Annotated in this window: 22 protein-coding genes; 13 read left to right on the top strand and 9 right to left on the bottom strand. The window is 71.6% G+C overall.

From position 1 onward, the window contains the following. Nucleotides 1-74 precede the first annotated feature (74 nt). From ACFFR3_RS13220 to ACFFR3_RS13190, 7 genes are read left to right on the top strand one after another with little or no spacing between them, the layout of a single operon-like run. A complete protein-coding gene (locus ACFFR3_RS13220; protein WP_345402042.1) occupies nt 75-1,283 on the top strand; it encodes a dipeptidase in 1,209 nt (402 codons plus the stop codon). Continuing rightward, nucleotides 1,283-2,869 carry an ABC transporter substrate-binding protein gene (locus ACFFR3_RS13215; protein WP_379483195.1) on the top strand — a complete coding sequence of 529 codons (1,587 nt, stop codon included), beginning with the start codon at nt 1,283-1,285 and terminating at the stop codon, nt 2,867-2,869. Before ACFFR3_RS13220 ends, ACFFR3_RS13215 begins: the two co-directional genes overlap by 1 nt. Nucleotides 2,870-2,873: 4 nt before the next feature. Further along, the gene (locus tag ACFFR3_RS13210) at nt 2,874-3,827 is read left to right on the top strand and encodes an ABC transporter permease (protein ID WP_345402048.1); all 954 of its coding nucleotides are present in this window, start codon (nt 2,874-2,876) and stop codon (nt 3,825-3,827) included. Continuing rightward, complete coding sequence (locus ACFFR3_RS13205) at nt 3,824-4,678, top strand: ABC transporter permease (protein WP_345402051.1); 855 nt, start codon at nt 3,824-3,826, stop codon at nt 4,676-4,678. Before ACFFR3_RS13210 ends, ACFFR3_RS13205 begins: the two co-directional genes overlap by 4 nt. Next, nucleotides 4,675-5,844, top strand: a complete 1,170-nt coding sequence (locus tag ACFFR3_RS13200) for a M24 family metallopeptidase (protein WP_379483194.1) — start codon at nt 4,675-4,677, stop codon at nt 5,842-5,844. Before ACFFR3_RS13205 ends, ACFFR3_RS13200 begins: the two co-directional genes overlap by 4 nt. Nucleotides 5,845-5,865: 21 nt before the next feature. Continuing rightward, nucleotides 5,866-6,729: an alpha/beta fold hydrolase gene (locus ACFFR3_RS13195; protein WP_345402060.1), complete on the top strand. Its 864-nt coding sequence runs from the start codon at nt 5,866-5,868 to the stop codon at nt 6,727-6,729. 19 nt (nt 6,730-6,748) lie between these two features. Further along, nucleotides 6,749-7,741 carry an Lrp/AsnC family transcriptional regulator gene (locus ACFFR3_RS13190; RefSeq protein WP_345402063.1) on the top strand — a complete coding sequence of 331 codons (993 nt, stop codon included), beginning with the start codon at nt 6,749-6,751 and terminating at the stop codon, nt 7,739-7,741. A gap of 84 nt (nt 7,742-7,825) precedes the next feature. On the opposite strand, the gene ACFFR3_RS13185 is transcribed toward ACFFR3_RS13190, so the two are convergent. The 3 genes from ACFFR3_RS13185 to ACFFR3_RS13175 form a co-directional block, all read right to left on the bottom strand. Beyond that, a complete protein-coding gene (locus ACFFR3_RS13185) occupies nt 7,826-9,184 on the bottom strand; it encodes a phenylacetate--CoA ligase family protein (protein WP_379483193.1) in 1,359 nt (452 codons plus the stop codon). Between the two features lie 495 nt (nt 9,185-9,679). Continuing rightward, nucleotides 9,680-10,336: a response regulator gene (locus ACFFR3_RS13180; protein ID WP_379483192.1), complete on the bottom strand. Its 657-nt coding sequence runs from the start codon at nt 10,334-10,336 to the stop codon at nt 9,680-9,682. After that, nucleotides 10,333-12,150, bottom strand: a complete 1,818-nt coding sequence (locus tag ACFFR3_RS13175; protein WP_379483191.1) for a histidine kinase — start codon at nt 12,148-12,150, stop codon at nt 10,333-10,335. The genes ACFFR3_RS13180 and ACFFR3_RS13175 overlap by 4 nt, the downstream gene beginning before the upstream one ends. 237 nt (nt 12,151-12,387) lie before the next feature. On the opposite strand from ACFFR3_RS13175, the gene lon reads away from it, so the two are divergent. From lon to ACFFR3_RS13145, 6 genes are all read left to right on the top strand, one after another. Further along, a complete protein-coding gene (lon, locus tag ACFFR3_RS13170) occupies nt 12,388-14,748 on the top strand; it encodes an endopeptidase La (RefSeq protein ID WP_345402072.1) in 2,361 nt (786 codons plus the stop codon). Between the two features lie 433 nt (nt 14,749-15,181). Then, on the top strand, nt 15,182-16,144 hold the full coding sequence (locus ACFFR3_RS13165) for a methionine ABC transporter ATP-binding protein (protein ID WP_379483190.1): 963 nt from the start codon (nt 15,182-15,184) through the stop codon (nt 16,142-16,144). Then, on the top strand, nt 16,141-16,797 hold the full coding sequence (locus ACFFR3_RS13160) for a methionine ABC transporter permease (RefSeq protein ID WP_345402075.1): 657 nt from the start codon (nt 16,141-16,143) through the stop codon (nt 16,795-16,797). The genes ACFFR3_RS13165 and ACFFR3_RS13160 overlap by 4 nt, the downstream gene beginning before the upstream one ends. Before the next feature lie 9 nt (nt 16,798-16,806). Further along, nucleotides 16,807-17,631, top strand: coding sequence for a MetQ/NlpA family ABC transporter substrate-binding protein (locus ACFFR3_RS13155; protein ID WP_379483189.1), 825 nt, complete (start codon nt 16,807-16,809; stop codon nt 17,629-17,631). A gap of 107 nt (nt 17,632-17,738) precedes the next feature. Further along, nucleotides 17,739-19,274, top strand: coding sequence for an acyl-CoA synthetase (locus ACFFR3_RS13150; protein ID WP_379483188.1), 1,536 nt, complete (start codon nt 17,739-17,741; stop codon nt 19,272-19,274). Between the two features lie 157 nt (nt 19,275-19,431). Then, on the top strand, nt 19,432-20,670 hold the full coding sequence (locus ACFFR3_RS13145; RefSeq protein WP_379483187.1) for a S1C family serine protease: 1,239 nt from the start codon (nt 19,432-19,434) through the stop codon (nt 20,668-20,670). 83 nt (nt 20,671-20,753) lie between these two features. On the opposite strand, the gene ACFFR3_RS13140 is transcribed toward ACFFR3_RS13145, so the two are convergent. The 6 genes from ACFFR3_RS13140 to cydD all read right to left on the bottom strand — a co-directional run bounded on the left by ACFFR3_RS13140 (nt 20,754) and on the right by cydD (nt 26,707). After that, entirely contained in the window at nt 20,754-21,494 is a 741-nt protein-coding gene (locus ACFFR3_RS13140) for an ABC transporter permease (RefSeq protein WP_345402092.1), read from the bottom strand. After that, nucleotides 21,487-22,368: an ABC transporter ATP-binding protein gene (locus ACFFR3_RS13135; RefSeq protein ID WP_345402095.1), complete on the bottom strand. Its 882-nt coding sequence runs from the start codon at nt 22,366-22,368 to the stop codon at nt 21,487-21,489. Before ACFFR3_RS13135 ends, ACFFR3_RS13140 begins: the two co-directional genes overlap by 8 nt. After that, nucleotides 22,365-22,679, bottom strand: coding sequence for a transcriptional regulator (locus tag ACFFR3_RS13130; protein ID WP_345402097.1), 315 nt, complete (start codon nt 22,677-22,679; stop codon nt 22,365-22,367). Before ACFFR3_RS13130 ends, ACFFR3_RS13135 begins: the two co-directional genes overlap by 4 nt. Further along, nucleotides 22,676-23,305 (bottom strand): hypothetical protein, encoded by a 630-nt coding sequence (locus tag ACFFR3_RS13125; protein WP_364366613.1) that lies wholly within the window; start codon nt 23,303-23,305, stop codon nt 22,676-22,678. The genes ACFFR3_RS13130 and ACFFR3_RS13125 overlap by 4 nt, the downstream gene beginning before the upstream one ends. A gap of 79 nt (nt 23,306-23,384) precedes the next feature. Further along, on the bottom strand, nt 23,385-25,067 hold the full coding sequence (gene cydC / locus ACFFR3_RS13120) for a thiol reductant ABC exporter subunit CydC (protein ID WP_379483186.1): 1,683 nt from the start codon (nt 25,065-25,067) through the stop codon (nt 23,385-23,387). Next, nucleotides 25,064-26,707: a thiol reductant ABC exporter subunit CydD gene (gene cydD, locus ACFFR3_RS13115; RefSeq protein WP_345402106.1), complete on the bottom strand. Its 1,644-nt coding sequence runs from the start codon at nt 26,705-26,707 to the stop codon at nt 25,064-25,066. The genes cydC and cydD overlap by 4 nt, the downstream gene beginning before the upstream one ends. Between the last annotated feature and the right edge of the window lie 24 nt (nt 26,708-26,731).

Raw genomic sequence — 26,731 nt, 5'->3', positions numbered from 1 at the left:
AAAAACAACTTGGATATTGTCTTTAGCGCCTGATCCTGGCAAACTTCCGGCAATCGGACAAGAGGGGATACCAGATGCTGGAAGCCGCGAAGAGCTACAAGGGCTACCGTTCGTACGAATACTTGGAGGAGGGCGTCGACTACCGGCACTTCGACCTGGCGCCTGAGATCGGCCGCGTCCCCGCGTACCAGGGCCCCGAGCTCACCACCGAGCAGACCGAGCGCGTCCGCCGCCTGCTCACCGACAGCCTGGTCGTCTCCCTGCACGACCACCCGTCGATCTTCCCCGACGACATCGGCCAGACCGTCGACTACAACCGCACCGCCCGCCACCGCACCGGCTACGAGGGCCTGGCCCGCTCCGGCATGACGGTCGTCTTCGACAACCTCATGGACGGCACCTGCTGCGTCACCAGCCAGGCCGGCTGGAAGTGGAACGACGTGATCGCCGACATCGGCATGCGCCTGTCGGACATCGCCCACCAGGACTACCTCATCAAGGTCGAGCGCCTGGCCGACGTGCACGAGGCGCACAGCAGCGGCCGCATGGGCCTCGTGCTCGCCCTGGAGGCGGCCACGATGATCGAGAACGAGGTCGACAGGATCGACATGCTGTACGGCTTCGGCGTACGGCAGATGGGCATCGCCTACAGCGAGGCCAACACGCTCGGCAGCGGCCTGAAGGAGCGCGGCGACGGCGGCCTGACCCTGTTCGGCGAGAGGGCCGTGCGCCGCATGAACAAGCTCGGCATCGCCATCGACGTCTCCCACTCCGGCGACCAGACCTCGCTCGACACGATCAAGCACTCCACCAAGCCGATCCTCATCACCCACGCCGGCGCCCGCTCGGTCTGGCCCACGAACCGCATGAAGCCGGACTCCGTCATCAAGGCGGCGGCCGAGCGCGGCGGCGTCATCGGCCTGGAGGCGGCCCCGCACACCACGCTGTCGCCCGACCACCCCAGGCACACCCTGGAGTCGGTCATGGACCACTTCACGTACTGTGTGGACCTGGTCGGCATCGACCACGTGGCCTTCGGCCCCGACACGTTGTTCGGCGACCACGTCGGGCTGCACGAGACGTTCGCCGACCACCTGTCGATCAGGGAGGCGCACGCCGGGATCGACTACGACAAGGTCGCGTACGTGGACGGCCTGGAGAACCCGGCCGAATGCTTCTGGAACATCATCTCCTGGCTCGTCGCCCACGGGTACTCCGACGACGAGATCACCAAGGTCGTCGGCGGCAACGTCATGCGGGTGCTGGAAGAGGTCTGGATCTGATGAGACGTGTCACCCTGGCCGCGGCGCTGGCCGCCGCACTTACCGGCATCGCCGCGTGCGCCCCGAGCGTGCCCGGCCAGTCGGGCTCCCCGTCGTCCGCCGAGCAGGGCGCCCCGGCCTCGGCCGACCGGCTGACCATCGGCACGACCGCCGACGTCGTCAACTACAACCCGCTGGTCGGCAACAGCCGGACGGACTCGTGGGTCACCAGCCTCATGTACCCGCACCTCATGCAGATGGACGAGGCCGGCAAGCGCACCCCGTACCTGGCGACCGAGTGGTCGTACGCGGAGGACGGCAAGAGCGCCACCGTCAAGCTGCGCGACGACATGAAGTGGTCCGACGGCAAGCCGGTCAGCGCCGACGACGTGGTGTTCGCGGTGACGGCCGTGCAGAAGGAGAAGTTCGGCGTCGTCGCCGGGCTCATCACCGCCCTCGACGAGGCCGAGGCCGTCTCGCCCACCGAGGTGCGCTTCAAGCTGAGCCGCCCCGACGGGACGTTCCTCGACAACGTCGGCTTCTGGCTGCCGATCGTGCCCAAGCACGTGTTCGAGAAGGCGCCGAGCGTGCAGAAGTTCGCCAACGACAAGGACTGGGTGAGCGCGGGGGCGTACAAGCTGACCAAGGTCGAGCGCGGCCAGCGCTACATCATGGACCGCGTCGACGACTTCGGGCCCGGCCAGCCGACCGTCAAGCAGGTCGTCTTCCGCGTCTTCCCCGACGTCAACACCGAGGTGCTGGCGCTGCGCAACGGCGAGATCGACATGATCGGCAACGTGCTGCCGCCCGCCACCGCGGCCGAGCTGAAGAACGACGCCCAGATCAAGCTGCAGGAGATCCCGTCGCTCGGCTGGGCGCACCTGCAGTACAACACCAAGCGCAAGCCGCTGGACGACGTCCGCGTGCGGCAGGCGCTGGCCCACGCCGTGGACTACGAGGCCATCAGGAACATCGCGCTCAAGGGCTTCGCCAAGTCCTCCAACTCCAGCGTCCTGACCCCGACGCTGCCCGACTACGCCGACCCGAGCTCGAAGGAGTACGCCTTCGACCCCGAGCAGTCCAAGAAGCTGCTGGCCGAGGCCGGGCAGACCAACCTGAAGCTCGGCATGATCTACGACCAGGCCGACCCGAACATCGCCCGCTGGGCGCCCATGGTGCGCGACGCGGCGAAGAAGGCCGGGATCACGATCGAGCTGCAGGGCCTGGAGCGCAACACGTACCTGGACAAGACGACCAAGCGGGACTTCGACATCTACGCCGGGTCGTGGGCGGTCATGGACAACCCGCCCGCCAACCTGGGGCTGGCCTTCAAGAGCGGCGGGTTCATCAACTACGCCCAGGTCGCCGACCCCAAGCTGGACGACCTCATCGACAAGGCGCAGCGCGCGCTGACCGTCGAGGAGGCCAGGACCCCGATCCAGGAGGCCGCCCGCATCATCCACGACCAGGTCTACGACAACGTCCTGTACGTGGAGACGTTCAACATCGCGTACTCCGCGAAGTGGACCGGCTTCAAGCCGATGCCGAGCGAGCTGCTGTCCATCCTCAACCCGCTCTCCCTCGCCTCGGCGAAGCCGGCGGGATGATCGCATGAGGTTCATCGGCCTCCGGCTGGCCCGCGGCCTGCTCACCCTGTGGTTCGCGGTCACGGTGACGTTCTTCCTGGTCCGCCTGCTGCCGGGCGACCCGGTGCTGGCCGTGGCCGACCCGAACATGACCGAGGAGCTGCGCCAGAAGCTGCTCGCGGACTTCGGCCTGGACAAACCCCTGGCCGCACAGTACGTCGACTACCTCGGCCAGCTCCTGCACGGCAACCTCGGCATGTCGTTCCGCCAGTCGGTCCCCGTGACGACCGTGCTGATGGAACGGCTGCCGTGGACGCTGATCCTCACCATCTCGGCCATGGCGGTGACGATCGTGCTGGGCATCCCGCTCGGCGTGCTCGCCGCCACCAGGGCCAAAGGCTGGCTCGACCGCGTCATCCAGCTCACCGGCGTCACCGCGCAGTCGCTGTTCGTGCCCAGCGTCGGCATCTTCCTCATGTACGTGCTGGGTGTCTGGCTCGGCTGGTTCCCCATCGGCGGCGCGGTGGACCTCGACGCCACCGGCATCGGCGCCACCGTCAGCATGGTGCACCACCTGGTGCTGCCCTGCCTGTCGCTGGTGCTCATCCAGCTCGGCGGCTACGTGCTGACCATGCGGACCACGCTCATCGACGCGCTCGGCGAGGACTACGTCTCGCTGGCCAAGGCCAAGGGCGTACGGCCCGGCAAGGTCGTGTGGAAGCACGCGCTGCGCAACGCGCTGCTGCCCACCACCACCATCGCCGGCCTGCAGCTCGGCACCCTGGTCGGCGGCGCGGTGCTGACCGAGACCATCTACGCCTACCCGGGCATCGGCCGCGCCATCTACGAGGCGGTCGGCCAGCTCGACTTCCCCGTGCTGCAGGGCGCGTTCGTGCTGCTGGCGGCCGCCGTCGTGGTGGCCAACCTCATCACGGACGTGGCCTACGGCATCCTCGACCCGAGAGTGCGCACCTCATGACCGCCATCGCAGCGGAGCTCACCCCCCGCGCGCGGACCTGGAGCTCCTTCCGCCGCAACCCGCTCGGCATGGCCAGCGCCGTCGTGCTGCTCCTCATGCTCCTGGTCGCGATCTTCGCGCCGCTCATCGCGCCCTTCCCCGAGGGATACGGCGCCGACACCTCCCAGCCGCCCTCCGCGGCCCACTGGTTCGGCACCGACGACATCGGCCAGGACGTGTTCGCCCAGGTCGTCTGGGGTACGCGGGTCAGCATGGCGGTCGGGGTCAGCGCCTCGGTCCTCGCCATCGTCATCGGCCTGCTCATCGGCGTCAGCGCCGCGTACTTCCGCCGCCTGGACACCCCGCTCGGCGTCCTGGTGGACCTGTCGCTGTCGCTGCCCGTGCTGCCGCTGATGATCCTGGTGGCGGCGCTGGCCGGGCCCAGCGTGCGCACGCTGGCCGTGGTGATCGCGCTGTTCAGCTGGCCCGAGGTGGCCCGCGTGGTGCGTTCGCAGGCGCTGGCCATCGTGCCCATGCCGTTCGTGTCCGCGGCCAAGGTCGTCGGCGGCTCGTCGCTGTGGATCGTGCGCAAGCACCTGCTGCCCGGCGTCGTCCCCGTCGTCGGCGTGTCCGTCGTGCTCACCACGTCCCGCGCCGTGCTGTCGGAGGCCGGGCTGTCCTTCCTCGGCCTGGGCGACCCCAACAGCTGGTCGTGGGGCACGATCCTGCACAAGGCGCAGCAGTCGGGCGCGCTCGCCTCCGCCTGGTGGACCACGCTGTTCCCGTCGCTGGCGATCCTGCTGCTGGTCCTGTCGACGACGCTGCTGTCCGTGGCCTACAACGACGCCCGCAACCACAGGAGCGACACATGACCTTCTCCCAGAAGCTGCCGGCCTCCTTCTACGCGGGCGCCCTCGACCGGGTACGCGCCCGCATGGCCGCGGACGGGCTCTCGGCGCTCCTGCTCGACGACCCGCTCGACGTCGCCTACCTCACCGGCTTTCACCACTTCCCGAACGAGCGGCCGGTCGCCTGCTGGCTGCCGCTCGACGGCGACCCGGTGCTGCTGGTGCCCGACCTCGAACGCGAGTACGCCGCCGACCAGGACGCCAGGGCCGAGATCCGCGCCTACCCCGAGTTCCCCGGCGTGCGCTCGCCGTTCGCGGTGCTCGCCGCGCACGTACCGGCCCCCGCCACGGCCGCCTACGCCTCCTCCACCTCCATCGGCCGTACGGCGGCGCTCGCGGCGGCGTTCCCCGGGACCCGGTGGAGCGTCTCCGACGCCGTCGGCCAGGTACGGCTGCGCAAGCTCCCCGAGGAGATCGCGCTGCACGAGGAGGCCGCCCGCATCGCCGACCGGATGATCGAGGCCGGCGTCGAGCTGGTCAGGCAGGCCGTCGAGGACGGCGGCGAGCTGCCCACCGAGACCGAGCTGGCCGGGCACGTCATCTCCTACGGCTCCCGCCTCATGTACGCCTCCCACGAGGATGTCGTGGTCGTCCCCATGCTGACCGGCGGCCTCGTCTACGGCGGCCCCAACTCCGCCCAGCCGCACCGCCTGCCCGGCGGCGACCGGCTGAAGGCGGGGGAGACGTTCATGCTCTCCCTCGGCTGCGCCGTCGGCGGCCGGTTCGTCGAGAGCGAGCGCACGTTCGTCATCGGCGAGCCCACCCCCGAGCAGGCCCGCTACTACGAGGCCGTACGCGAGGCGCAGGAGATCGGCACCGAGGCGCTCGTCCCCGGCGCCACCTGCGAGGAGGTCAACCGCCGCTGCCTGGCCGTCATCGAGGAGGCCGGCTACGGCGCGCACCTGCGCCACCGCCAGGGGCACGGCATCGGGCTCGGCTTCCACGAGCCGCCGTGGCTGTCCGACGGCGACGCCACCGAACTCGCCCCCGGCATGATCCTGTCCAGCGAGCCCGGCGTCTACGTGCCCGGCCACGCCGGCTACCGCATCTCCGACACCGTGCTCGTCACCGAGTCGGGGCCGCGCCGGCTCACCGCGTACCCCCGAGAGCTCACCGACATCGTCATCTGACGGCCATCTGAGAGGACCCCTGTGCACGTCGACATCAACGGCAACCGCCTCAACGTCGAGATACTCGGCGACGGCGACAACGTCGTCATCGCCCACCACGGCGCCCCCGGGCTCGGCTCACTCGCCGAGCCCAAGGCCAGCTTCGGCCGCCTCGCCGACGCCTACCGGGTGGTCGTCTTCGACGCCAGAGGCTCCGGGGCGAGCGGCCTGACCGGGCCGTTCACCCACGAGCAGTGGGTGGCCGACGTCGAGGCGCTGCGCGAGTGGATCGGCGCCGAGCAGGTCGTCATCGCCGGCGGCTCGTACGGCGGCTTCATCGCCATGGAGTACGCCGCCCGCCACCCCGACCGCGTCTCCGCCGTCGTGCTGCGCGACACCTCGGCCGACAACGGCAACCAGGACCTCGCCATCCGCAACGCCGCCGCCTCCTCCCGCGTGGCGATCGACCGCGACAAGCTCGACCGCATCATGGCGGGCACCGTGCGCGACGACGACGACCTGCGCGACTGCTGGCGCGAGATCCTCCCCCTGTACGACCACGACTACGACCCCGCCAAGGTCGAGCAGCGCGTGGCCGCCACCCCGTACCACTACGAGACGCACAACTACGCCTTCGCCCACAACCAGCCGAACTACGACATCAAGCACCTCCTGCCCGGCATCACCGCGCCGACCCTCATCACCGTCGGCCGGCACGACTGGATCACGCCGCCCGAGTGCAGCGAGACCATCGCCCGCCTCATCCCCGGCTCCGAGCTGCGGATCTTCGAGAAGTCCGGCCACTCGCCGCAGGTCGAGGAGGCCGAGCTGTGGGAGGCCACCGTCCGCGACTTCCTCGCCCGGGCCCTGACCGGTGGCTCAGGACAGGTGCGAGAACGGCCCTGATCGCGCGATGATGCCCCCGATGGAAGATCTCGACGACCTCGACCGCAAGATCCTCGCCGCGCTCCACGTGAACGGCCGGGCGAGCTGGACCGACATCGCCCAGCTCATCGGCACCTCCACCACGACGGTGGCGCGGCGGGCCCAGCACCTGTTCGGCGCCGGCCTGGCCCGGGTCGCGGTGCTGCCGCACCTGGAGCACGAAGGGCCGGTCCACGTGTTCCTCGTCCGGCTGACCTGCGCGCCCGGCAGCCAGCTCAGGGTGGCGGGGCTGCTCGCCGCCAACCCCGACATCCGGTACGTCACCATCGTCACCGGCGGCTACGACATCGTGTTCGAGCTGGTCGCGCCCAAGCACCGCGACCTCTACTCGATGCTGGTCGACTTCGTCCACACCATTCCGGGGGCGCAGCAGAGCAACGCCGACCTGGTGCTGCACACGTACAAGGTGAGCTACGACTGGAGCGCGCCCCTGCTCGGGCCCCAGGCGGCCGCGTTCGCCACGCCCAGGCCGCTCCACACCTGCGAGCGCGGGCACCTCGACGACGTCGACCGCGAGGTGCTGGCCGCCCTGCGCGACGACGGCCGGGCCAGCTTCCAGTCCGTCGGGCGCCGGCTCGGCATCAGCGAGAGCACCGCCAGGCGGCGCCTCGAAGCCATGCTCGATCGCGGCTGCGCCAGCGTCACCGCATTCATCCCGGCCGCCGCACTCGGCTACGAGGCCGAGATCCTGTTCTGGCTGTCGGTCGAGCCGAGCATGCAGGACAGCGTGGCCGAGCGGCTGTCCGGCGAGCGCGGCGTCCGCATGATCGCGTCCGTGCTCGGGCAGGCCTCGCTCATCTGCGAGGTCATCGTCCCCACCACCGCCGACCTCCACCACTTCACCTCCCGCACCCTGGCCTCCGTACCGGGCATCCAGTCGTGGACGGCCGGGGTGCAGGTGCTGACGGTCAAACGCGGCTTCCTCATGGTCCCCTGGGCCGAGAACCGCATCGCCGCCGCCCTGGTGAACTGACCCGCGCGGGTGCGCTCCGGCTGACGGCCCCACGGGTGGGCCTGCCCGCCCGGACAGGCCCCCGCACACGCCTCCTCTTGGCGGTCAGCGGGTGTAACGGTGCTTGGCGCCCGGAGGGAAGTACTCCGGGTCGCCGGCCTCCCGCAACCGGACGAACGGCCGCTGCCGATCGGCCGGCACGTAGGCGGCGAACTCGCTGTTCAGCCGCAGCAGCTGACCCAGGACCGCCCCGCCCACCGCGTCGGCGAACTCGTCCGACGGCCGCTCGCCGGGCATCAGCTCCACCGTGACCGTCAGGAACCGGTCACGCCGCTCGTCCTCGCCCACCTCCACCACGAACTTGCCGGTCACCGCCCCGCTCACCTCCGGCTGCTCCAGACCGACCGCGACGTTCTCCGGGTAGACGTTCGCGCCGTAGAAGGAGACCGTGAAGTGGCTGCGGCCGAACACGTACACGAACGGCCGCTCCGGGCCGCTCATCGACGGCGTGAACCCACGCTCCCCGACGAACGACAGGAGCCTGTCGTAGGGCAGCACGCCACCCTCATCCGCGATGTGATACCGGATCAGCGGCACACCGTTGTCCCCCGAGAACAGCAGCGTCCCCTCGTGCTCCTCGAAATACCGCACCCCGGGGTCGTACTGGACGAGGGTCGGCAGCCGCGACTCGCCGAACAACTCCCGCGCCGTCTCCGGCCTGGCCGCCAGGAACCGCCGGATCTCCGCCGACAGCGGCGTCTCGTTGCCCAGGACGCCCGCGTCGGCGGTGCCGTACAGGGAGGCGATGCCCCGCAGCGGATCGGCGATGCCCGCCCGCTCCGCCACCAGCGCCCGCCACTCCTCGCTGAACACCTCGCCCGCCGTCACCAGCTTGAGGTCCCACGCGTGCCACGGCAGGTCCTCGGTGTCGATCACGTTCTTCAGGAACGGCGGGTAGCCCAGCAGCACGACCTGGTCGAAGTGCGGGGCCAGCTCGGGCAGCACCCGCCGGATCTCCCGCCGGTCGGTCCCCGGCGCCACCACCGTGACCGGATAGCCGCGCTCGGCCAGCTGCCGGCAGCAGCTCACCGTGAACAGCCCGCCCACCCAGGTGCCTAGAGCGAAGCACACGACCGCCAGCGTCCGCCGCTCCCGCGCACTGAACGCGTCGAACACCTCCGCGAACCGATCCGCGATCACCCGCTCATCCGCCACCGACCGCGGCCAGAACGACGGCTCCCCGGTGGACCCCGACGACACCGCGATCATGTCCCCGATCACCCCGCCCCTGCACAGATCGGGGAGTGGATACCGACGGGTATAACCGTCCTTGGTCGTCATCGGCAACGCCGCGAACTCCGCCGGCGTCGTCACCTTCGCCGGATCGACGTGATGCTCGGCAAGAAACTCGCCGTAAGCAGGCACGGTGGCCGCCACCTGACGAAAAAGGTCAACAGGATCCACCCGCCGACTGTACGACCTGACTCCACCCCCAGAAAACCACCCCACCCGCCCCCTCTTCCCGGATCTCCCGCCGGTTCCCCTCAGCAGCGGCACCGGACCCAGCACCCGCCACGTGCCGACGGGCGGCATCCTGCTCACCGCGTCGATACCGCTGATCGGGACGGCCGCCCCAGGAGAAACCCGCGCTCGGCTTCGGCCGGGAGGGCCCAGCTCCTGGTGTCGTCGGGACGGCCCGCTCCGGCGTCGTCTTTCGGCGGTTGCCTCAGGTCGGTGTTGGCGCTTGGGGGTTGCGCGGTCCGGCGTCCGTCTTCGGGGGTCGTCCCCGGGTCGGTGTTGGCGCTTGGGGGTTGCGCGGTCCGGCGTCCGTCTTTCGAGAGTCGCCTCAGGACGACGTTCGCGCCTGGAGGTTGCGCTGTCCGGCGTCCGTCTTTCGGGGGTTGCCTCAGGACGACGTTCGCGCCTGGAGGTTGCGCGGTCCGGCCTCCGTCCCAGACGTTACTCGCCGGGGCGGACCAGGCCGCTTTCGTAGGCGAAGACGATGGCCTGAGCGCGGTCGCGCAGGCCCAGTTTCATCAGGACGCGGCCCACGTGGGTCTTGACCGTCTGTTCGGCCACGAAGAGCTTCTCCGCGATCTCCTGGTTGGACAGCGCCTGGGCGACCAGCAGGAGCACCTCGGTCTCCCGCTCGGTCAGCTCGTCGAGCCGCCGGCCCGGCACCGGGCGAGGGGAGCCGAGCCGGGCGAACTCGGTGATGAGCCGCTTGGTGACGGCCGGCGCGATGAGCGCCTCGCCGACGGCGACCACACGGACGGCCTCCGCGAGCTGAGTCGCCGACGCGTCCTTGAGCAGGAACCCGCTCGCCCCCGCCCGCAGCGCCTCGTAGACGTAGTCGTCGAGGTCGAACGTGGTCAGGATGAGCACCTTGGTCGCGCCGCCCCGGGCCATCAGCTCCCTGGTGGCCTCCAGGCCGTTCATGTTCGGCATGCGGACGTCCATCAGCACCACGTCGGGCTTGAGCTCGGCGGCCCGCTCGACGGCCTCGCGCCCGTCGGCCGCCTCGCCCACCACCTCGATGTCCGGCTGGCCGCTCAGGAACACCGTGAACCCGGTGCGCACCATGCCCTGGTCGTCGGCGATCAGCACCCTGATCACGCGCTCTCCCTCCCCGTGATCGGTAACGTGGCCCGCACCTCGAACCCGCCGCCGGGCACCGGACCCGCCTCCAGCGTGCCACCCAGCAGCACCGCCCGCTCCAGCATCCCCACGAGCCCTTGCCCGCTCCCGCTCACCGGCACCCGCCCCACCTCACCACCCGGCCCATCTCCGCCGTGGGCGTCGCCCGCGGCACCCGTCCGCCCCAGCCCGCCGACGTCACCCAAGCCACCCCCGCCCCCCGGTTCGCCAAGGCCGCGCGTGTCGCTGAGGCCGCGCGTGCGGCCCAGGCCGCCGGTGTCGGCCATGCCCCCCTGGCTGTCTCCGCCACCTGATCCGCCGTCACCGCGTCCGTGGCCCCCACCGAGTCCGTGGCCCCCACCGGCTGCGTCACTGAGGTCGTGGATGCGGATCGGGTCGCCGGTGTTGGCCCGGCCACTGCGTCCGCCCGGATCGTCGAGGCTGACGGCCTTGCCCGCATCGCCCCTGCTCCCCAGAAGGCCCCGGCCGCTCGCATCCTCAAGGGCGCCGGTGCCGTTCGGGGCGCTTCTGCTGCCTGACATGGCGCCGTGCGGCTCGCCTTGGCTCATGGGCTCGTGGGGCGTTCCGGCCTCGATGGCCGGTGGGTTGCGGGGTGTGGCTGCGCGGGCGGGGGTGGGGCCGTTGGCGATCGTCAGGTGGAGGGTGTCGGCGGTGCGGGTGATGTCGACGGCCACGGCGGCGCCGGGGGCGTGGCGCATGACGTTCGACAGTGACTCTTGCACGATCCGGTACGCCGACAGCTCCACCGCCGACGGCAGCCCGCTGAGCTCTCCGCTCCGCCTGACCAGCACCGCCAGCCCGGCCGCGCGGGCGTTGGCGATCAGCTCGTCGACGCGGTCGAGCCCCGGCTGCGGCGCGGTGTCGGCCCGCCCCGCGGGGTCGCGCAGGACGCCCAGCACCTGGCGGAGCTGCGCGATCGCCTCCAGGGACAGACCCCGGATCTCGGCCAGCCCCGCCTCCAGCTGGGCCGGGTCGCCCGCCGCCTTGAGCGGCACCGCCTCGGCCTGGATGGCGATCACCGACATGTGGTGGGCGACCACGTCGTGCAGCTCGCGGGCGATGCGGGCCCGCTCCTCCAGCACCGCCTGCGCGCTCTCGGCCGCCTTGACGCGCTGCTCCTCCTCGACGAGCTTGGCCGTGGCGCTGCGCCGCACGCGTACGTTGTAGCCGAACGCCGCGGCGATCGTCACGAACACGCCGGTCAGTGGCATCGAGTCGGGGTGGATGATCCACGCGGCCAGCATCGCGACCATCCACACGCCCACCGTGATCCGCCGCTCGCAGCGCACGGCGACCGAGTAGAGCACCATGAGGTAGCCGACCACCGTCGTCCACGGGTAGGGCGGCGGGCCGGAGTCGAGGCTGCCGTCGACCCACACCACGAGCGGCATCGCCCCGGCCGCCACCCGCCAGGCGGCCAGCGGCCACCGGTCGCGCAGCGCCACGGGGAGCGCGACGCCGAGCGCGGCCAGGTAGGCATAGGCGTCGAGGATGGGCACCCGGGTGCCGCCGTGCGGCCGGAGCAAGGCGGCCTCGGCGTTCCAGTCGAGCATCATGGAGACGGTCAGCCCGTAGAGAGCGAACGCCAGCACCAGGTCCGCGACCTGCACCAGGTTGACGGTGCGCGCCGGGATCACCGGCCACAGCCACTGCGGCATCCGGAAGGTCAGCCTGCGCCGGGCGGGCGGCGCATCGGCGTCGCCCCGGTAGAGGGCGAGCTTGAGCGGCCGCACCACCGCCCCCGTCGCCCGCCGCACCACCCCTTCGCTCACGACACCCCCCGCCCGGTCCGGCCCCGCCCTCCGGTGAGCAACGAAGAGGCGGGGAATACGCCTGCTCAAGAGTAGAAGAGGGGGTTGCCGGGCGTCGTCACACCAGGGTCTGATTCCGGGTCACCCTCAGGTATGGCTTACAACATTACGATCGCCGTGAGCGAACATCGGCAAGGAAGGGAACAATGCGCGGCTCCGATGAATTGAGTCGGTATAACTCAACCCTTTGGAGTTCGCATGAGTGAGAGCTTGATCCTCCCGGTCCTGCCGCTCGACGACGCCGTCGTCCTGCCGGGCATGGTGGTTCCGCTGGACCTGTCCGACTCCGAGGTGCGCGCTGCGATAGAGGCGGCCCGTGCATCCGGTGGCAACAAGCCACGGGTCCTCCTCGTTCCCCGCATAGACGGCCGCTACGGCGCGATCGGCGTCAGAGCCGTCGTCGAGCAGGTCGGGAGGCTGCCGGGCGGTGAGCCCGCCGCCGTCGTACGCGGCGTCGACCGGGTCCGCGTGGGCACCGGCACCACCGGCCCGGGCGCCGCACTGTGGGTCGAGGCCGAGAGCATCGACACCGTCGCCGCCGGCGAGCGCGCCCAGGAGCTGGCCAAGGAGTACAAGGCGCTGGCCACCACCATCCTGCAGAAGCGCGGCGCCTGGCAGGTGGTCGACCAGGTCAACCAGATCGACGACCCCTCCGTGCTGGCCGACAGCTCCGGCTACACCCCTTGGCTCACCACCGCCCAGAAGGTCGAGCTGCTGGAGCAGGCCGACCCGGCCGAGCGGCTGGCCCGGCTCATCGAGTGGTCCCGCGAGCACCTGGCCGAGCTCGACGTCGCCGAGACGATCCGCAAGGACGTCCAGGAGGGCATGGAGAAGCAGCAGCGCGAGTTCCTGCTGCGCCAGCAGATGAGCGCCATCCGCAAGGAGCTGAAGGAGCTCAACGGCGACGCCGCCGAGAGCGAGGAGGAGGACTACCGCGCCCGCGTCGAGGCCGCCGACCTGCCCGACAAGGTACGCGAGGCCGCGCTCAAGGAGGTCGACAAGCTCGAGCGCACCTCCGAGCAGTCGCCCGAGACCGGCTGGATCCGCACCTGGCTCGACACCGTCCTCGACATCCCGTGGAACGAGCGCACCGAGGACAACTACGACCTGACCGGCGCGCGCACCGTGCTCGACGCCGACCACACCGGCCTCGCCGACGTCAAGGACCGCATCATCGAGCACCTGGCCGTGCGCAAGCGCCGCCAGGACAAGGGGCTCGGCGTGGTGGGCGGCCGGCGTAGCGGCGCCGTGCTGGCGCTGGCCGGCCCTCCCGGAGTCGGCAAGACGTCGCTGGGCGAGTCCGTGGCCCGCGCGATGGGCCGCAAGTTCGTCCGGGTGGCGCTCGGCGGCGTACGCGACGAGGCCGAGATCCGCGGCCACCGCCGCACCTACGTCGGCGCCCTGCCCGGCCGCATCGTCCGCGCCATCCGCGAGGCCGGCTCGATGAACCCGGTCGTGCTGCTCGACGAGGTCGACAAGGTCGGCGCCGACTACCGCGGCGACCCCACGGCCGCGCTGCTGGAGGTCCTCGACCCGGCTCAGAACCACACGTTCCGCGACCACTACCTCGAGGTCGAGCTCGACCTGTCCGACGTGCTGTTCCTGGCCACCGCCAACGTCCTGGAGGCCATCCCCGGGCCGCTGCTCGACCGCATGGAGGTCGTCACGCTCGACGGCTACACCGAGGACGAGAAGGTCGCCATCGCCCGCGACCACCTGCTGCCCAGGCAGCGCGAGCTGGCCGGGCTGACGGCCGAGGAGGTCACGGTCGAGGAGGCGGCGCTGCGCAGGCTGGCCGCCGAGTACACGCGTGAGGCGGGCGTGCGCTCGCTGGAGCGGTCGGTGGCCCGCATCCTGCGCAAGGTCGCGGCCAAGGACGAGCTGCCCGTCACCGTCGGCGATGACGACCTGGTGGGCTACCTCGGGCGGCCGAGGTTCGTGCCCGAGTCGTCGCTGCCCGAGGCCAAGCAGCGCACGTCCGTGCCCGGCGTGGCGACCGGTCTGGCCGTCACCGGGGCCGGGGGAGACGTCCTCTACGTCGAGGCGTCGCTCGCCGACCCCGAGACCGGCGAGACGGGGCTCACGCTCACCGGCCAGCTCGGCGACGTGATGAAGGAGTCCGCCCGCATCGCGCTGTCCTACCTGCGCTCCCACGGCGCGGAGCTGGAGCTGCCGGTCACCGCGCTGAAGGACCGCTCGGTCCACGTGCACTTCCCGGCCGGCGCCGTGCCGAAGGACGGCCCGTCCGCCGGCGTGACGCTGACTACGGCGCTGGCCTCGCTGCTGTCCGGGCGGCTGGTCCGCAACGACGTCGCGATGACCGGCGAGATCTCGCTGACCGGGCGGGTGCTGCCGATCGGCGGCGTCAAGCAGAAGCTGCTCGCGGCTCACCGGGCCGGCATCACGACCGTGCTCATCCCGGCCCGCAACGAGCCCGACCTGGACGACGTGCCGCAGGAGGTCCGCGACGAGCTGACCATCCACACGGTGAGCGACGTGCGCGAGGTCCTCGACATCGCGCTCAGCCCGGCCGAGGTGGCCACCACGGTCGCCGCCTGACACCCGGCGGCGTCCCCCGCCACGAGCGGTCGTCCCGCCGTACCCGGCCTCCTGGGGTACGGCGGGACGGTCATGTTCGCAGGTCGTGACGTATCTCACTCAGAAGACGGGGAATAGCGGGAAATGTCACCATCGTTAGGACGGGCGTGAACGAGGCATACGCGACCGCTCGCCGCGTCCCCATGGGCGCCGCGTGTCGCAGCATGCGTATGGGGCGAATGCCGGCCCGCTAGAGCAGACCCACCGCCCGTTCCTCGATGTCGAAGGTCGTCATGATCACACCCGGTTTCGTGCTGCGCAGGCTGAGCCACCTGCCCTTCCACCCCGGCACGCGCTGACTCTGAAGCTGCCGGCGCCGACCCGCGCCGCCTTCCCAAGGATGTCCGTTTTCGCGGCCCGCCACGTGGCCGCCCTCAGTCGTGGGGATTCCTCCGTGATCCAGGCTTCCGGCCTGCGCAAGCAGTACGGCGAGACCGTCGCGCTCGACGGCGTCGACCTGCACGTGCGCGAAGGCGAGATCTACGGCGTGCTCGGCCAGAGCGGCGCCGGCAAGAGCACGCTGCTGCGCTGCGTCAACCTGCTCGAACGCCCCACGGCGGGCACCGTCACCGTCGCGGGACAGGACATGACCGCGCTCGGCGACCGCGACCTGAACCGCGCCAGGCAGCGCATCGGCATGATCCACCAGCACTTCGCGCTGCTGTCCTCGCGCACGGTCGCCGGGAACGTGGCCTTCCCGCTGGAGGTCATGGGCGTGCCCAGGGACGAGCGCGAGCGCCGGGTGGCCGAGCTGCTCGAGCTGGTCGGCCTGGCGGGACGCGGCAAGGACCGCCCGCACCAGCTGTCGGGCGGCCAGAAGCAGCGCGTCGGCATCGCCAGGGCCTTGGCGGGCAACCCGTCGGTGCTGCTGTCGGACGAGGCCACCTCGGCCCTGGACCCGGCCACCACGCAGTCGATCCTCGCCCTGCTCAAGCGGCTCAACACGGAGCTGGGCCTGACGATCCTGCTCATCACCCACGAGATGAACGTGGTCAAGAGCGTCTGCGACTCGGTCGCCATCATGGCGCGGGGCCGCATCGAGGAGTCCGGCGTCATCGCGGACCTCATCAGGACCCCCGGCTCCCGGCTGACCAGGGAGATCTTCCCGCTGCCCGAGCCCGCCCCGGCCGGCTCGGTGACGCTGACGTTCACCGGCGACCCGCGCCAGCCCGTGGTGTCGGAGGTCGTGCGCAAGTTCGAGGTGGACCTCAGCATCCTCGGCGGCTCCATCGAGGACCTCGCGGGCGGCTCGGTGGGCCGGCTGCGGGTGGCGCTCGACGGCGCCGACCGGCGGGCGGCGTTGGCGTACCTGAGCGACTGCGGTGTGATCGTGGAGGAAGCGGGGGAGGCCGCGTGACCTGGGAAGAGATGCTGCCGCTGCTGTGGCCGGCGACGGTGGAGACGGGCCTGATGGTCGGCTGGGCGACGCTGTTCACGCTGCTGCTCGGGCTGCCGCTGGGCGTGGCGCTGGTGGCGTTCGACCGTGACGGGCTGCGGCCGCTGCCGGCGCTGAAGAGCGCGCTCGGGTTCGTGGTGAACGTGGGGCGCTCGCTGCCGTTCATCGTGCTGATGATCGCGATCATCCCGTTCACCCGGCTCGTCGTCGGGACCACCATCGGGACGGCCGCGTTCGTGGTGCCGCTGACCGTCGGCGCGGTGCCGTTCTTCGCCCGGCTGGTCGAGACCGCGCTGCGCGAGGTCGGCTCGGACGTCGTGCAGGCCGCGCAGGCCATGGGCGCGAGCAGGACCGCGATCGTGCGCAAGGTCCTGCTGCCCGAGGCGCTGCCCGGCCTGGTCGCGGGCCTGACCGTGACCGTGGTGGCGCTCATCGGCTACAGCGCCATGGCCGGCACGCTCGGCGGCGGCGGGCTGGGCGACCTGGCCGTCCGGTACGGCTACCAGCGCTTCGAGACGCTCCTGATGATCGTCACGGTCGTGCTGCTGCTCGTCATCGTGCAACTCCTGCAGAGCCTGGGCGACTGGGTCGCTCGGCGCCTATCGCACAAGTAAGGAAAGATCATGAAAATTCACCGCTTTGTGGGTGCTGTCGCGCTGGCTCTGTCGCTCGCCGCATGCGGCACGTCGCAGTCCGCGACGAACGACACGGCCGAGTCGGCGGACACGGTGCTCAAGGTCGGCGTGAACCCGGTGCCGCACGCGGAGATCCTGAACTTCGTCAAGGACAACCTCGCCCCGGCCGCCGGGCTCAAGCTGGAAGTCGTCGAGTTCACCGACTACGTGCAGCCGAACGTGCAGCTCGAAGAGGGCAAGCTGACCGCCAACTACTTCCAGCACCGGCCGTACCTCGACGACTTCAACAAGAGCAAGGGCACGAACCTGACCTTCGTCGCGGGGGTCCACCTGGAGCCGCTCGGCCTGTACTCCCAGAAGATCACCGACGTGTCGGCGCTGGCGAGCGGGGCCACCGTGGCGCTGCCCAACGACGCCACCAACCTGGGCCGCGCGCTCAAGCTGCTCGCCGACAACGGCGTGATCACCCTCAAGGAGGGCGCAGGCACCGCAGCGACCGAGCGCGACGTCGCGCAGAACCCGAAGAACCTGCAGTTCAAGCCGCTGGAGGCGGCGCAGCTCCCGCGCTCGCTGGAGGACGTGGACGCCGCGGTCATCAACGGCAACTACGCCCTGGAGGCCGGTCTCAAGCCCGCCTCCGACGCGCTGGTGCTGGAGAAGACCGAGGGCAACCCGTACGTCAACGGTCTGGTCGTGCCGAACGGCCACGAGAAGGACGCGAACATCGTCACCCTCGGCAAGCTGCTGCAGGACCAGAAGGTCAAGGACTTCATCAAGGAGAAGTACCAGGGCTCGGTCCTCCCGGCCGAGTGACGGCCGAGTGACGGCCGAGTGACGCCCCAAGCCGGTCGCGGCCCCGAAGGACAGGGGGCCGCGCCGGTTCTGGCGCGCCGGGCGACTGACCGAATACTGTTCTGTTCATGTACCCGGGAGCCATCGCAGCAGTCACCCCCGACAAGCCCGCTGTGATCATGGCGGGCTCCGGGCAGGTCGTCACCTACCGCGAGCTGGACGAGGAGTCGAACCGGCTGGCCCACCTCTTCCGCGCCGCCGGCCTGCGTCCCGGCGACCACGTCGCCTTCATGCTGGCCAACCACCCGCTCTTCCTGGCCGTCGCCTGGGCCGCGCACCGCGCCGGCCTGTACTACACGCCGATCAGCTCCCGGCTGCAGGCCGACGAGCTGGCCTACATCATCTCCAACTGCGGCGCCCGGGTCTTCATCTCCAGCGCCGACCTGGCCGCCGTCGCCGCCTCCGCCACCGCCGGCACGCCGGGCGTCGAGCTGCGGCTCATGCTGGGCGGCGAGGCCGAGGGCTTCACCTCGTACGAGCAGGCGGTCGCCGAGCACCCCGCCACCCCCATAGAGGACGAGTGCACGGGCGCCGACATGCTCTACTCCTCCGGCACCACCGGCCGCCCCAAGGGTGTCAAGGTGCCCGCCACGCATGGCCCGCTGGAGGAGCCCGGCATGCTGCTGAGGCTCATCCAGGGCCTGTTCGCGCCGTCGGCCGACAGCGTCTACCTCTCGCCGGCGCCGCTCTACCACGCGGCGCCGCTGCGCTACTGCATGTCCTTCCAGCGGCTCGGCGCGACCGTGGTGGTCATGGAGCGCTTCGACCCCGAGCGGTACCTGGCGGCGGTCGAGCAGTACGCGGTCACGCACTCGCAGCTCGTGCCGACGATGTTCATCAAGATGCTCAAGCTGCCGCAGGAGGTCAGGGACAAGTACGACGTCTCCTCCCTCCGGTACGCCATCCACGCCGCCGCCCCCTGCCCCGTCCCGGTCAAGGAGCAGATGATGGAGTGGTGGGGCCCGATCGTCCACGAGTACTACGCGGGCACCGAGGGCAACGGCTTCCTCTACGCCGGCCCCGATGACTGGCTGGCCCACAAGGGCACGGTCGGCCGCTCGCTGCTCGGCGTCGTGCACATCTGCGACGAGAACGGCGACGACCTGCCGCCCGGCGAGCACGGCACCATCTACTTCGAGAACGGCGGCCGCTTCGAGTACCACGGCGACCCCGACAAGACCCGCTCCGCCCAGGACCCGCAGGGCAGGGGCTGGACCACGCTGGGCGACATCGGCCATCTCGACGAGGACGGCTTCCTCTACCTGACCGACCGCCGCTCGTACATGATCATCTCGGGCGGCGTGAACATCTACCCGCAGGAGGCCGAGAACGTGCTCTCGGTGCACCCGAAGGTGGCCGACGTGGCGGTGTTCGGCGTGCCGGACGAGGAGATGGGCGAGCAGGTCAAGGCCGTGGTCGAGCCGGTGTCCATGGCGGAGGCGGGGCCGGGGCTGGAGGCGGAGCTGATCGCGTACTGCCGCGAGCACCTCGCCCACTACAAGTGCCCCAGGTCGGTGGACTTCCGGGCCGAGCTGCCCCGTCATCCGACCGGCAAGCTCTACAAGCGGCTGCTGAAGGACGAGTACTGGCCGGCGAAGCGGTAGAAATCTCAAATATTTTTCCGCGAGCCCCACGCCCGGCGCGACCTCGATCGATAAGGGTCGCATCAGGGCGTGGCGCGCCTCCGGAATCCGCCCCTTAACCTGCTCTTACGAGAGTCTTGACACCCTTGAAGCAGAGGGATTCGAGGGAGATGACAGGATGAACGCGAACGAGCCTCACGAGCAGGGTCCCGAGCAGCGGGACACCGGTGGGTGGAGCCAGTTCGGCGCCACCCCACCGGCCGCCGGGGGCTTCCCCCGGCGGGAGACGATCGTCATGGAGGTGCCGCCACCGCCGGCGCAGCCCAAGAAGCAGCGCTTCACCGTCGGCCAGAAGGCCATCGCGGCGCTCGCCATGGCCGCCATGGCCGTCGGCGGCGGTGTCGTCGGGGCCGTCGTCGCCACCTCGTTCCAGCCCGAGCCGGTCGCCAGCAGCAGCCCCAGCGCTCCGAGCCCGGTCTTCAAGTCGGCGTCCGACCAGCTCACGGTGGCGGAAGTGGCGGCCAAGGTGCAGCCCACGGTCGTGATGATCCAGGGACAGTCCGGTGAGGGCTCCGGCGTGGTGCTGTCGGAGGACGGCCTGATCCTGACCAACAACCACGTGGCCGTGGGGGCGGGCCAGGGTGGTCAGATGAGCGTCAAGTTCAGCGACGGCAAGACCGCCAAGGCCACCGTCGTCGGCACCGACCCGGCCACCGACCTGGCCGTCATCAGGGCCGAGGGCGTCTCGGGGCTGACCAAGGCCACGCTGGGCGACAGCGACCAGCTCAAGGTGGGCGACCCGGTGCTGGCCATCGGCAGCCCGCTCGGCCTCGACGGGTCCGTCACGGCCGGCATCGTCAGCGCGCTCGACCGTACGCTGAACCTCGGCGACGACCAGCGCAGGCAGCTGCCGCCCGGCTGGCCGCAGGAGAACCAGAGCGCGCCCACCACGATCGGCGGCGCGATCCAGACCGACGCCTCGATCAACCCGGGCAACTCCGGCGGCGCGCTGGTCAACGCGGCCGGCGAGCTGGTCGGCATCAACACCGCCATCGCCTCCGACGCGGCGGGCGGCGGCGTCGGCTTCGCGATCCCGGTCAACACCGCCAAGCAGGTCTCCGAGCAGCTCATCAGCAGCGGCAAGGTCACCCACGCCTGGCTCGGCGTGAGCGTCACCGACGCCACCGGCGACGTGGCGGGCGCGCTGGTCAGGCAGGTCTCGCCGGGCAGCCCGGCGGAGAAGGCCGGACTGCGGCAAGGCGACCTGATCACGAAGATCGGCGACAAGACGGTTGACGGAGGCGATACGGTTGTTGGGCAGGTCAGAGGTTTCAAACCGGGCCAAGAGGTCAAGATCACATATATGAGGGACGGCGAAAGCCACGAGGTCGACGTCACCCTTGCGGAGAACGCGTAACATCAGGACCCCCTCATGAGCGGGTGTGCCGTCGAGATCGCTGCGGACTCGGCGGCACACCCCCTTCTTCGCGACATTTCCCCTTAGGCGAAGCGCCGGCCCTCGTCCCGCCGGTACGCCCACACCGCCCCCGCCGCCGCCAGCGACGTCCAGGCGGCCAGCGAGACCAGCGACACCACGCCGGGCGTGGTGCCCGCCGTCACCGCCCACAGCAGCTCGGCCACCCCGCGCGCCGGCGTGAACGGCGAGACCGCCTCCAGGAAGCCGGGCAGGATCTGGGGCGGCAGCAGCAGTCCGCCGAGGACACCCATCGGGAAGAACAGCAGCTGCGACACCGCGATCGTCGCCTTCGCGGTCAGCAGGAAGCCGATGAACAACCCCATCAGCATGAACGGCACCACGCCGGCGAGCAGCGTCACCAGGCCCGCGAGGAGCCCCAGCGGCGTGATCGTGGCCGCCGTGAACAGCGCCGCCACCAGCAGCACCGGCACCACCGCGAGCACCATCTGGGCGAGCATCGCGAGGATGCGCCCGGCGAAGCGGGGGAACGGGCCCGCGGGCAGCGTGCGGACGTAGGGGTTCCACGGCTGCTCGCGGTCCTGGGCCACCGTGACGGACAGCCCGATGATCGCCTGCGACATCGCGCCGAAGAGGGTCAGCGACGCCGTCGCCATCGTGGCGGCCCGCGGGTCATCACCCGTGAACGGCACCACGAACGCCGCCAGCGAGACCGCGGGGAACAACGCGCCGGCCGCGAGGCCGATGGGCACCCTGAGCTGTTCGAGCAGCAGGATCCTGGTGTGCGCGGCGACCAGGCTAGACATGGGCCGACTCCTTCGCGGTGATGGTGAGGAACGCCTCTTCGAGGGTGGTGGGCCTGATCTCCAGGCCGGAGAACGGCGCGCCGCTGCGTACGAGCTCGACCACCAGCCGGTCGGGGTCGGTGGTGACCAGCGTGGTGCGGCCGTCCACCAGCTCGCTGCCGAGCACGCCGGGCAGCTCCGGCAGCCGCTCGGCCACCAGCGAGACCCGGCGCACGCCCACCATGCCGCGGATCGCGCTCACGGTGTCGTCGGCGAGCACCCGGCCGCCGCCCATCACCACCACCCGCTGGGCCAGCGCCTCGATCTCCTCCAAGTAGTGGCTGGTCAGCAGCACCGTGCCGCCGCCCTCGTGGTACGCCCTGACGCCCGCCCACAGGGCGTGCCTGGCCTCCACGTCGAGCCCGGTGGTCGGCTCGTCGAGGACGACCAGCCGCGGGTCGCCCGCGAACGCCAGCGCCACCGCCAGCCGCCGCCGCTGCCCGCCAGACAGACCGCCCACCTGCCGCTTCGCCAGGTCACCGAGCCCGAAGCGGTCGAGCAGCTCGGGCCCGCCGACCGGGTCGGGATAGTGGGCGCGGACGAAGTCGACCACCTCCCCGACCCGCAGCGACTCGGGCAGCCCCGTCTCCTGCGGGGTCACGCCGATGCGGCGCCGCGTCGCCGGGTCGAGCGGCGAGCCGCCGAGCAGCTCGACCGTGCCGGACGTCGGCCGGCGCAGCCCGACCAGCAGGTTGATCAGCGTGGACTTGCCGGCGCCGTTGGGGCCCAGCAGGCCGACCAGCTCACCTGCCCCGATGCCGAGCGAGACGCGGTCGAGCGCCACCACGTCGCCGTAGCGGCGGGTGACCTCGGACGCGCGGGCCAGGACCGTCATTGCACTCCTCCAGCGTTGTCCAGCAGGGCGCGGATCGCCGCGGTGTATTCCTCGAAGGCCAGCCGTCCGCGCTTGGTCAGCGCCACGTACGTGACGGGGGTGCGGCCCTTGTGCGTCTTGGTGATGCGGACGTAGCCGGCGTCCTCCAGCTTGGTGAGGTGCACCGACAGGTTGCCCGCCGTCATGCCGAGCAGCTCCTTCATCGAGTTGAAGGCCATCTCGTCGCCGTCGGCCAGCACGTTGAGCGCGGCCACCACGCGCAGCCGTGCCTGGGCGTGGATCACCGGATCGAGTTCGGGCAGCCCGCTCACCCGCGCTGCCTCCGCCACAGCCACAGCCCGGCCGCGATGAACCCGCCGCCCAGCAGGACCGCCGTCAGCAGCGCGTGCAGGCCCGTGCCGAGCAGCACGCCGAGCGCGTTGACGCCGGCCGTCCAGCCGCCGATGAAGAACATCGGCCAGTTGAGCCAGATCGCGCCGCCGAGCATGTAGAGCAGCGCGACCACCAGCAGCGAGCCGCCCGCCCACAGCAGGCCGCGCTCCGCCGCGGGCAGCAGCGGGCTCAACCGGATCGCGATGATCGTCACCAGCACCATGCCGGCCAGCCAGGCGTAGCCGTACATCGCGCCTCTGGCCGAGGTGTCGCCGCGCACCAGCTTGTTCATCTTGACGATCCCGTACGCGGAGACCGTGCCGGCGACGAGCATGGCCGCCAGCAGCACGCCCACCGCCTGCATCTGCGTGATCGCCAGGTAGGGGCGGCCGTCGAGCCCGTAGTGCAGGAACAGGGCGGAGAAGCCGAGCAGCCAGGCGACCCCCCACGGGACGTAGAGCAGGCGCGGGTCGCCATGCAGCCACTTGGTCGTGGCGTGGCTCTGCTCCTCGATGACCCGCAGCATCTCCTCGGGGGTGAGGACGCGCTCCTCGTCGTCGACCATGCAAACTCCTCGGCTTTGTAGAGTTGTTTGCATCGTAAACCTGATTGCGTCGCCAACACAACCCGTGGGCACGGGTACGTCACCGCCGGGTGAGGACCTCCGACTCCCAGAGGTCGCGGTAATAGCCGGGCACGCGCACCAGCTCGTCGTGCCGGCCGCGCTGCGTCACCCTGCCGTCCTCCAGCACGATCACCTCGTCGACCGACTCCAGGCCCTTGAGCCGGTGGGTCACCAGGAGGGTCGTGCGGTCGCGGGTGACGTCCAGCAGGTCGTCCATCAGCCGGTCGGCCGTCTCCTCGTCGAGCGCCTCGGCGGGCTCGTCGAGCAGCAGCACGGGCGGGTCGTAGAGCAGGGCCCTGGCCAGCGCCAGCCGCTGCAGCTGGCCGCCCGACACCGTCCTGCCGTCCTCGCCCAGCTCGGTGTCCCAGCCGGTCCGCTCAACCCAGCCGTCCAGCCGGGCGTCGCGCACCGCCCGCCGCAGCCGCTCGTCGTCCGCGCCGGGGCCGGCCAGGCGCAGGTTGTCGCGCAGGCTGGCGCGGAAGATGTACGGGTCCTGGGTGAGGCCCGTCATGAGCTCCCGTACGTCGTCGCCCGCCAGCTCGCGCAGGTCCACGCCGTTGACCCGGATGCTCCCCGACTCGGGCTCGGCCAGGCGCATGAGGGCGGCCAGCAGCGTGCTCTTGCCCGCGCCGCTGGGCCCGACGATCGCCACCCGCCGCCCCGGCGCGACCCGCAGCGACACCCCGTCCAGCGCCGCCCGCTCCCTGCTCGCCGGGTGGCGGACCACGAGGTCGTCGATCTCGATGGTGAGCGGGGCCTCCGGGCGGGGCGCGGGGGCGGCGGGCTCGGTGACGGCGGGGGCCGCGGAGCGCACCTCGCGCAGGCGCCGCAGCGCGGCCGTGATGCCCGCCATCCGCTCGCCCGCCGCCGCGAGGGGCAGCACGGGTTCGAACGCCACCAGGCCGGTCAGGGCCAGCACCGCCGTGCCGACGGAGCCGACGCCCGCCGCCTGGGCCAGCAGCACCACCGCGGCCACCGTGAGGCCCTGCAGCAGGGTGCCGCCGGCCAGGGCGGCGGCGTGCACGCGGGACTGGCGGCGTTCGAGCGCGGCCAGGGCTCCGTCGGCCGCGCGCGCCCGGTCCAGGGCGGCGTCGTCGGCCCCGTACGCGGCCAGGTCGGCCGAGCCGTGCACCAGGTCGGCCACCCGGCCCGCCAGCGCCGCCCGCGCCGGGGCGATCCGCGCCGACCAGCGGCGGGCCGCGGCGGCCGTGCCGGCGGGCAGCAGCACCCCGGCCAGCACCAGGCCCGCCTCCAGCACCAGCGCCGCCACCGGCAGGATCGTCAGGCCGACGACCACGGCGGCGAGCCCGGCCATCGCCGCCGCGGCGGCCGGCAGGAGGCAGCGGACCAGCAGGTCCTGCACGGCCTCCGTGTCGTCCACCATGCGGCTCAGCAGGTCGGCGCCGCCGTGGCGGGGACGCTGGGGCGGGATGAGGGCCTCGTACAGGTCCTCCCTGGTGCCCGCCTGGGCGCGCAGGGCGACGTCGTGGCCGGTGAGGCGTTCCGCGTACCGGAAGACGCCCTTGCCGGTGGCGAACGCCCGCGTCGCCACGATCGCCACGCTCAGCGCGGCCAGCGGCGGCTGCTCGGCCGCCCGCGTGATCAGCCACGCGGCGGCGGCGATGAGCCCGAGCCCGGCGAGGTCGGCCGCCGACCCGGCCAGCACCGCCCACCACACGCGCAACCCGATGCGCCGCTTCACGGCCTGCTCCCTTCCACGCGGGCCCCAGTGTCGGACAGCACGCGCCCGTCGTGGATCCGGATGACACGGTCGGCCAGGTCGATCATGGCGGGCCGATGCGCGACGATGACGGCCGTACGGCCCTGAGCCAGCTCGGCGGTGGCCGTCACCACCGCGGCCTCGCTGCGGCCGTCGAGGCGGGCCGTGGGCTCGTCCAGGAGCAGCACGGAGGCGGCCGGGCGGCAGAAGGCGCGAGCCAGGGCGACGCGCTGGCGCTGGCCGGCGGACAGGTTCGTGCCGCGCTCGCCCAGCACCGTGCCGAACCCCTCGGGCAGGTCCTCGACGAAGTCGGCGTGCGCCGCCGCGGCGGCCTTGCGGACGTCCTGCAGGGACGCCGTGGGGGCGCCGAGCCGGATGTTGTCGGCCACCGACGTGGCGAACAGGTGCGGCCGTTGCGCCACGAACGCCAGCCGCGCCCGCCACCGCGCCAGGTCGAGTTCCCGCAGGTCGGTCCCGTCGACGAGGACCCGGCCTGAGGACGGCTGGACGAACCCGAGCACGAGGTGCAGCAGCGTGCTCTTGCCGCCGCCGCTCTCGCCGACCAGGGCGACGCGCTCGCCGGGGGAGATGGTGAGCGAGACGTCCTCCAGCGCCGGCGTTTCGCGGCCCGGATAGCGCACGGTGACGTTCTCCAGCCGGATCTCGGGCGCGCCGCCGACGGGCACCGCACGGGTGCCGCCGCCGGCGTGGTCGGGCTCGTCGTCCAGGACGGCGAAGGCGGCGTCGGCCGCCGCCACCCCCTCCATGGAGGCGTGAAAGCGGGTCCCCATGGCCCGCAGCGGCAGGTACGCCTCCGGCGCCAGCAGCAGCACCAGCAGCGCCGTGGTCAGGTCGAGCGACCCCCCGAGCAGCCGCAGCCCGATCGGCACCGCCACCAGCGCCAGCGACAGCGACGCGCACAGTTCGAGCACGAGCGACGACAGGAACGCCACCCGCAGGGTCCGCATGGTGGCGCTGCGGTGGGCGTCGGCGACCTGCTTGATGACGCCGGCCTGATAGCGGGCCCGGCCGAAGGCGCGCAGCGTGGGCAGCCCGCGGACCACGTCGAGGAAGTGGCCGCCGAGCCGCGACAGGGCGTGGAACTGCCGCTCGGTGACGGCCTTGGTGGTCATGCCGACGAGCGCGCCGAAGATGGGGATGAGCGGCAGCGTGACCAGCACGATCACGGCGCTGGCGAGGTCGGCGGCGAACAGCCGGATGAGCACCGCCACCGGCACGACCCCGGCCACGGCGATGGACGGCAGGTAGCCGGTCAAATAGTTGTCGAGCCCGTCGAGCCCGCGCCCCGCGAGCGTGACCAGCTCGCCCGAGCGGTGGGCGGCGAGCCGGGCAGGGCCCAGCTCGCGCAGCCGTTCCAGCAGCCGGTGGCGCAGCGCCGACTTGACGCCGGTCGCCGTGAACCCGGCGAAGACGCCCTGTGTCCAGGCGAGCAGCGCCCGCACCCCGACCACCGCCGCCAGCACGCCGAGCGCCGCCGCGGTGAAGCGCCCGGACAGCACGCCCGCGAGCAGCTCGGCCTGCACCAGCACGAGCAGCCCTGCGAGCACCGCGGCGGCCATGGTGACGCCGAGGTGCGTGCGGACCGCACGCTCGGCCCGCATGAGCGAAAGCAAACCCTTGTGCAC

Source organism: Nonomuraea salmonea (genome assembly GCF_042428605.1).
GTDB classification, from domain to species: domain Bacteria; phylum Actinomycetota; class Actinomycetes; order Streptosporangiales; family Streptosporangiaceae; genus Nonomuraea; species Nonomuraea salmonea.
This window is presented reverse-complemented; position numbering and strand designations above follow the sequence as displayed.

Coding starts and splice junctions, on each gene's coding strand:
- ACFFR3_RS13215 (WP_379483195.1), top strand. CDS start 1,283: ATGAGACGTGTCACCCTGGCCGCGGCGCTGGCCGCCGCACTTACCGGC.
- ACFFR3_RS13145 (WP_379483187.1), top strand. CDS start 19,432: ATGAACGCGAACGAGCCTCACGAGCAGGGTCCCGAGCAGCGGGACACC.
- ACFFR3_RS13210 (WP_345402048.1), top strand. CDS start 2,874: ATGAGGTTCATCGGCCTCCGGCTGGCCCGCGGCCTGCTCACCCTGTGG.
- ACFFR3_RS13200 (WP_379483194.1), top strand. CDS start 4,675: ATGACCTTCTCCCAGAAGCTGCCGGCCTCCTTCTACGCGGGCGCCCTC.
- ACFFR3_RS13140 (WP_345402092.1), bottom strand. CDS start 21,494: ATGTCTAGCCTGGTCGCCGCGCACACCAGGATCCTGCTGCTCGAACAG.
- lon (WP_345402072.1), top strand. CDS start 12,388: ATGAGTGAGAGCTTGATCCTCCCGGTCCTGCCGCTCGACGACGCCGTC.
- ACFFR3_RS13205 (WP_345402051.1), top strand. CDS start 3,824: ATGACCGCCATCGCAGCGGAGCTCACCCCCCGCGCGCGGACCTGGAGC.
- ACFFR3_RS13155 (WP_379483189.1), top strand. CDS start 16,807: ATGAAAATTCACCGCTTTGTGGGTGCTGTCGCGCTGGCTCTGTCGCTC.
- ACFFR3_RS13220 (WP_345402042.1), top strand. CDS start 75: ATGCTGGAAGCCGCGAAGAGCTACAAGGGCTACCGTTCGTACGAATAC.
- ACFFR3_RS13135 (WP_345402095.1), bottom strand. CDS start 22,368: ATGACGGTCCTGGCCCGCGCGTCCGAGGTCACCCGCCGCTACGGCGAC.
- ACFFR3_RS13125 (WP_364366613.1), bottom strand. CDS start 23,305: ATGGTCGACGACGAGGAGCGCGTCCTCACCCCCGAGGAGATGCTGCGG.
- ACFFR3_RS13190 (WP_345402063.1), top strand. CDS start 6,749: ATGGAAGATCTCGACGACCTCGACCGCAAGATCCTCGCCGCGCTCCAC.
- cydD (WP_345402106.1), bottom strand. CDS start 26,707: ATGCGGGCCGAGCGTGCGGTCCGCACGCACCTCGGCGTCACCATGGCC.
- ACFFR3_RS13150 (WP_379483188.1), top strand. CDS start 17,739: ATGTACCCGGGAGCCATCGCAGCAGTCACCCCCGACAAGCCCGCTGTG.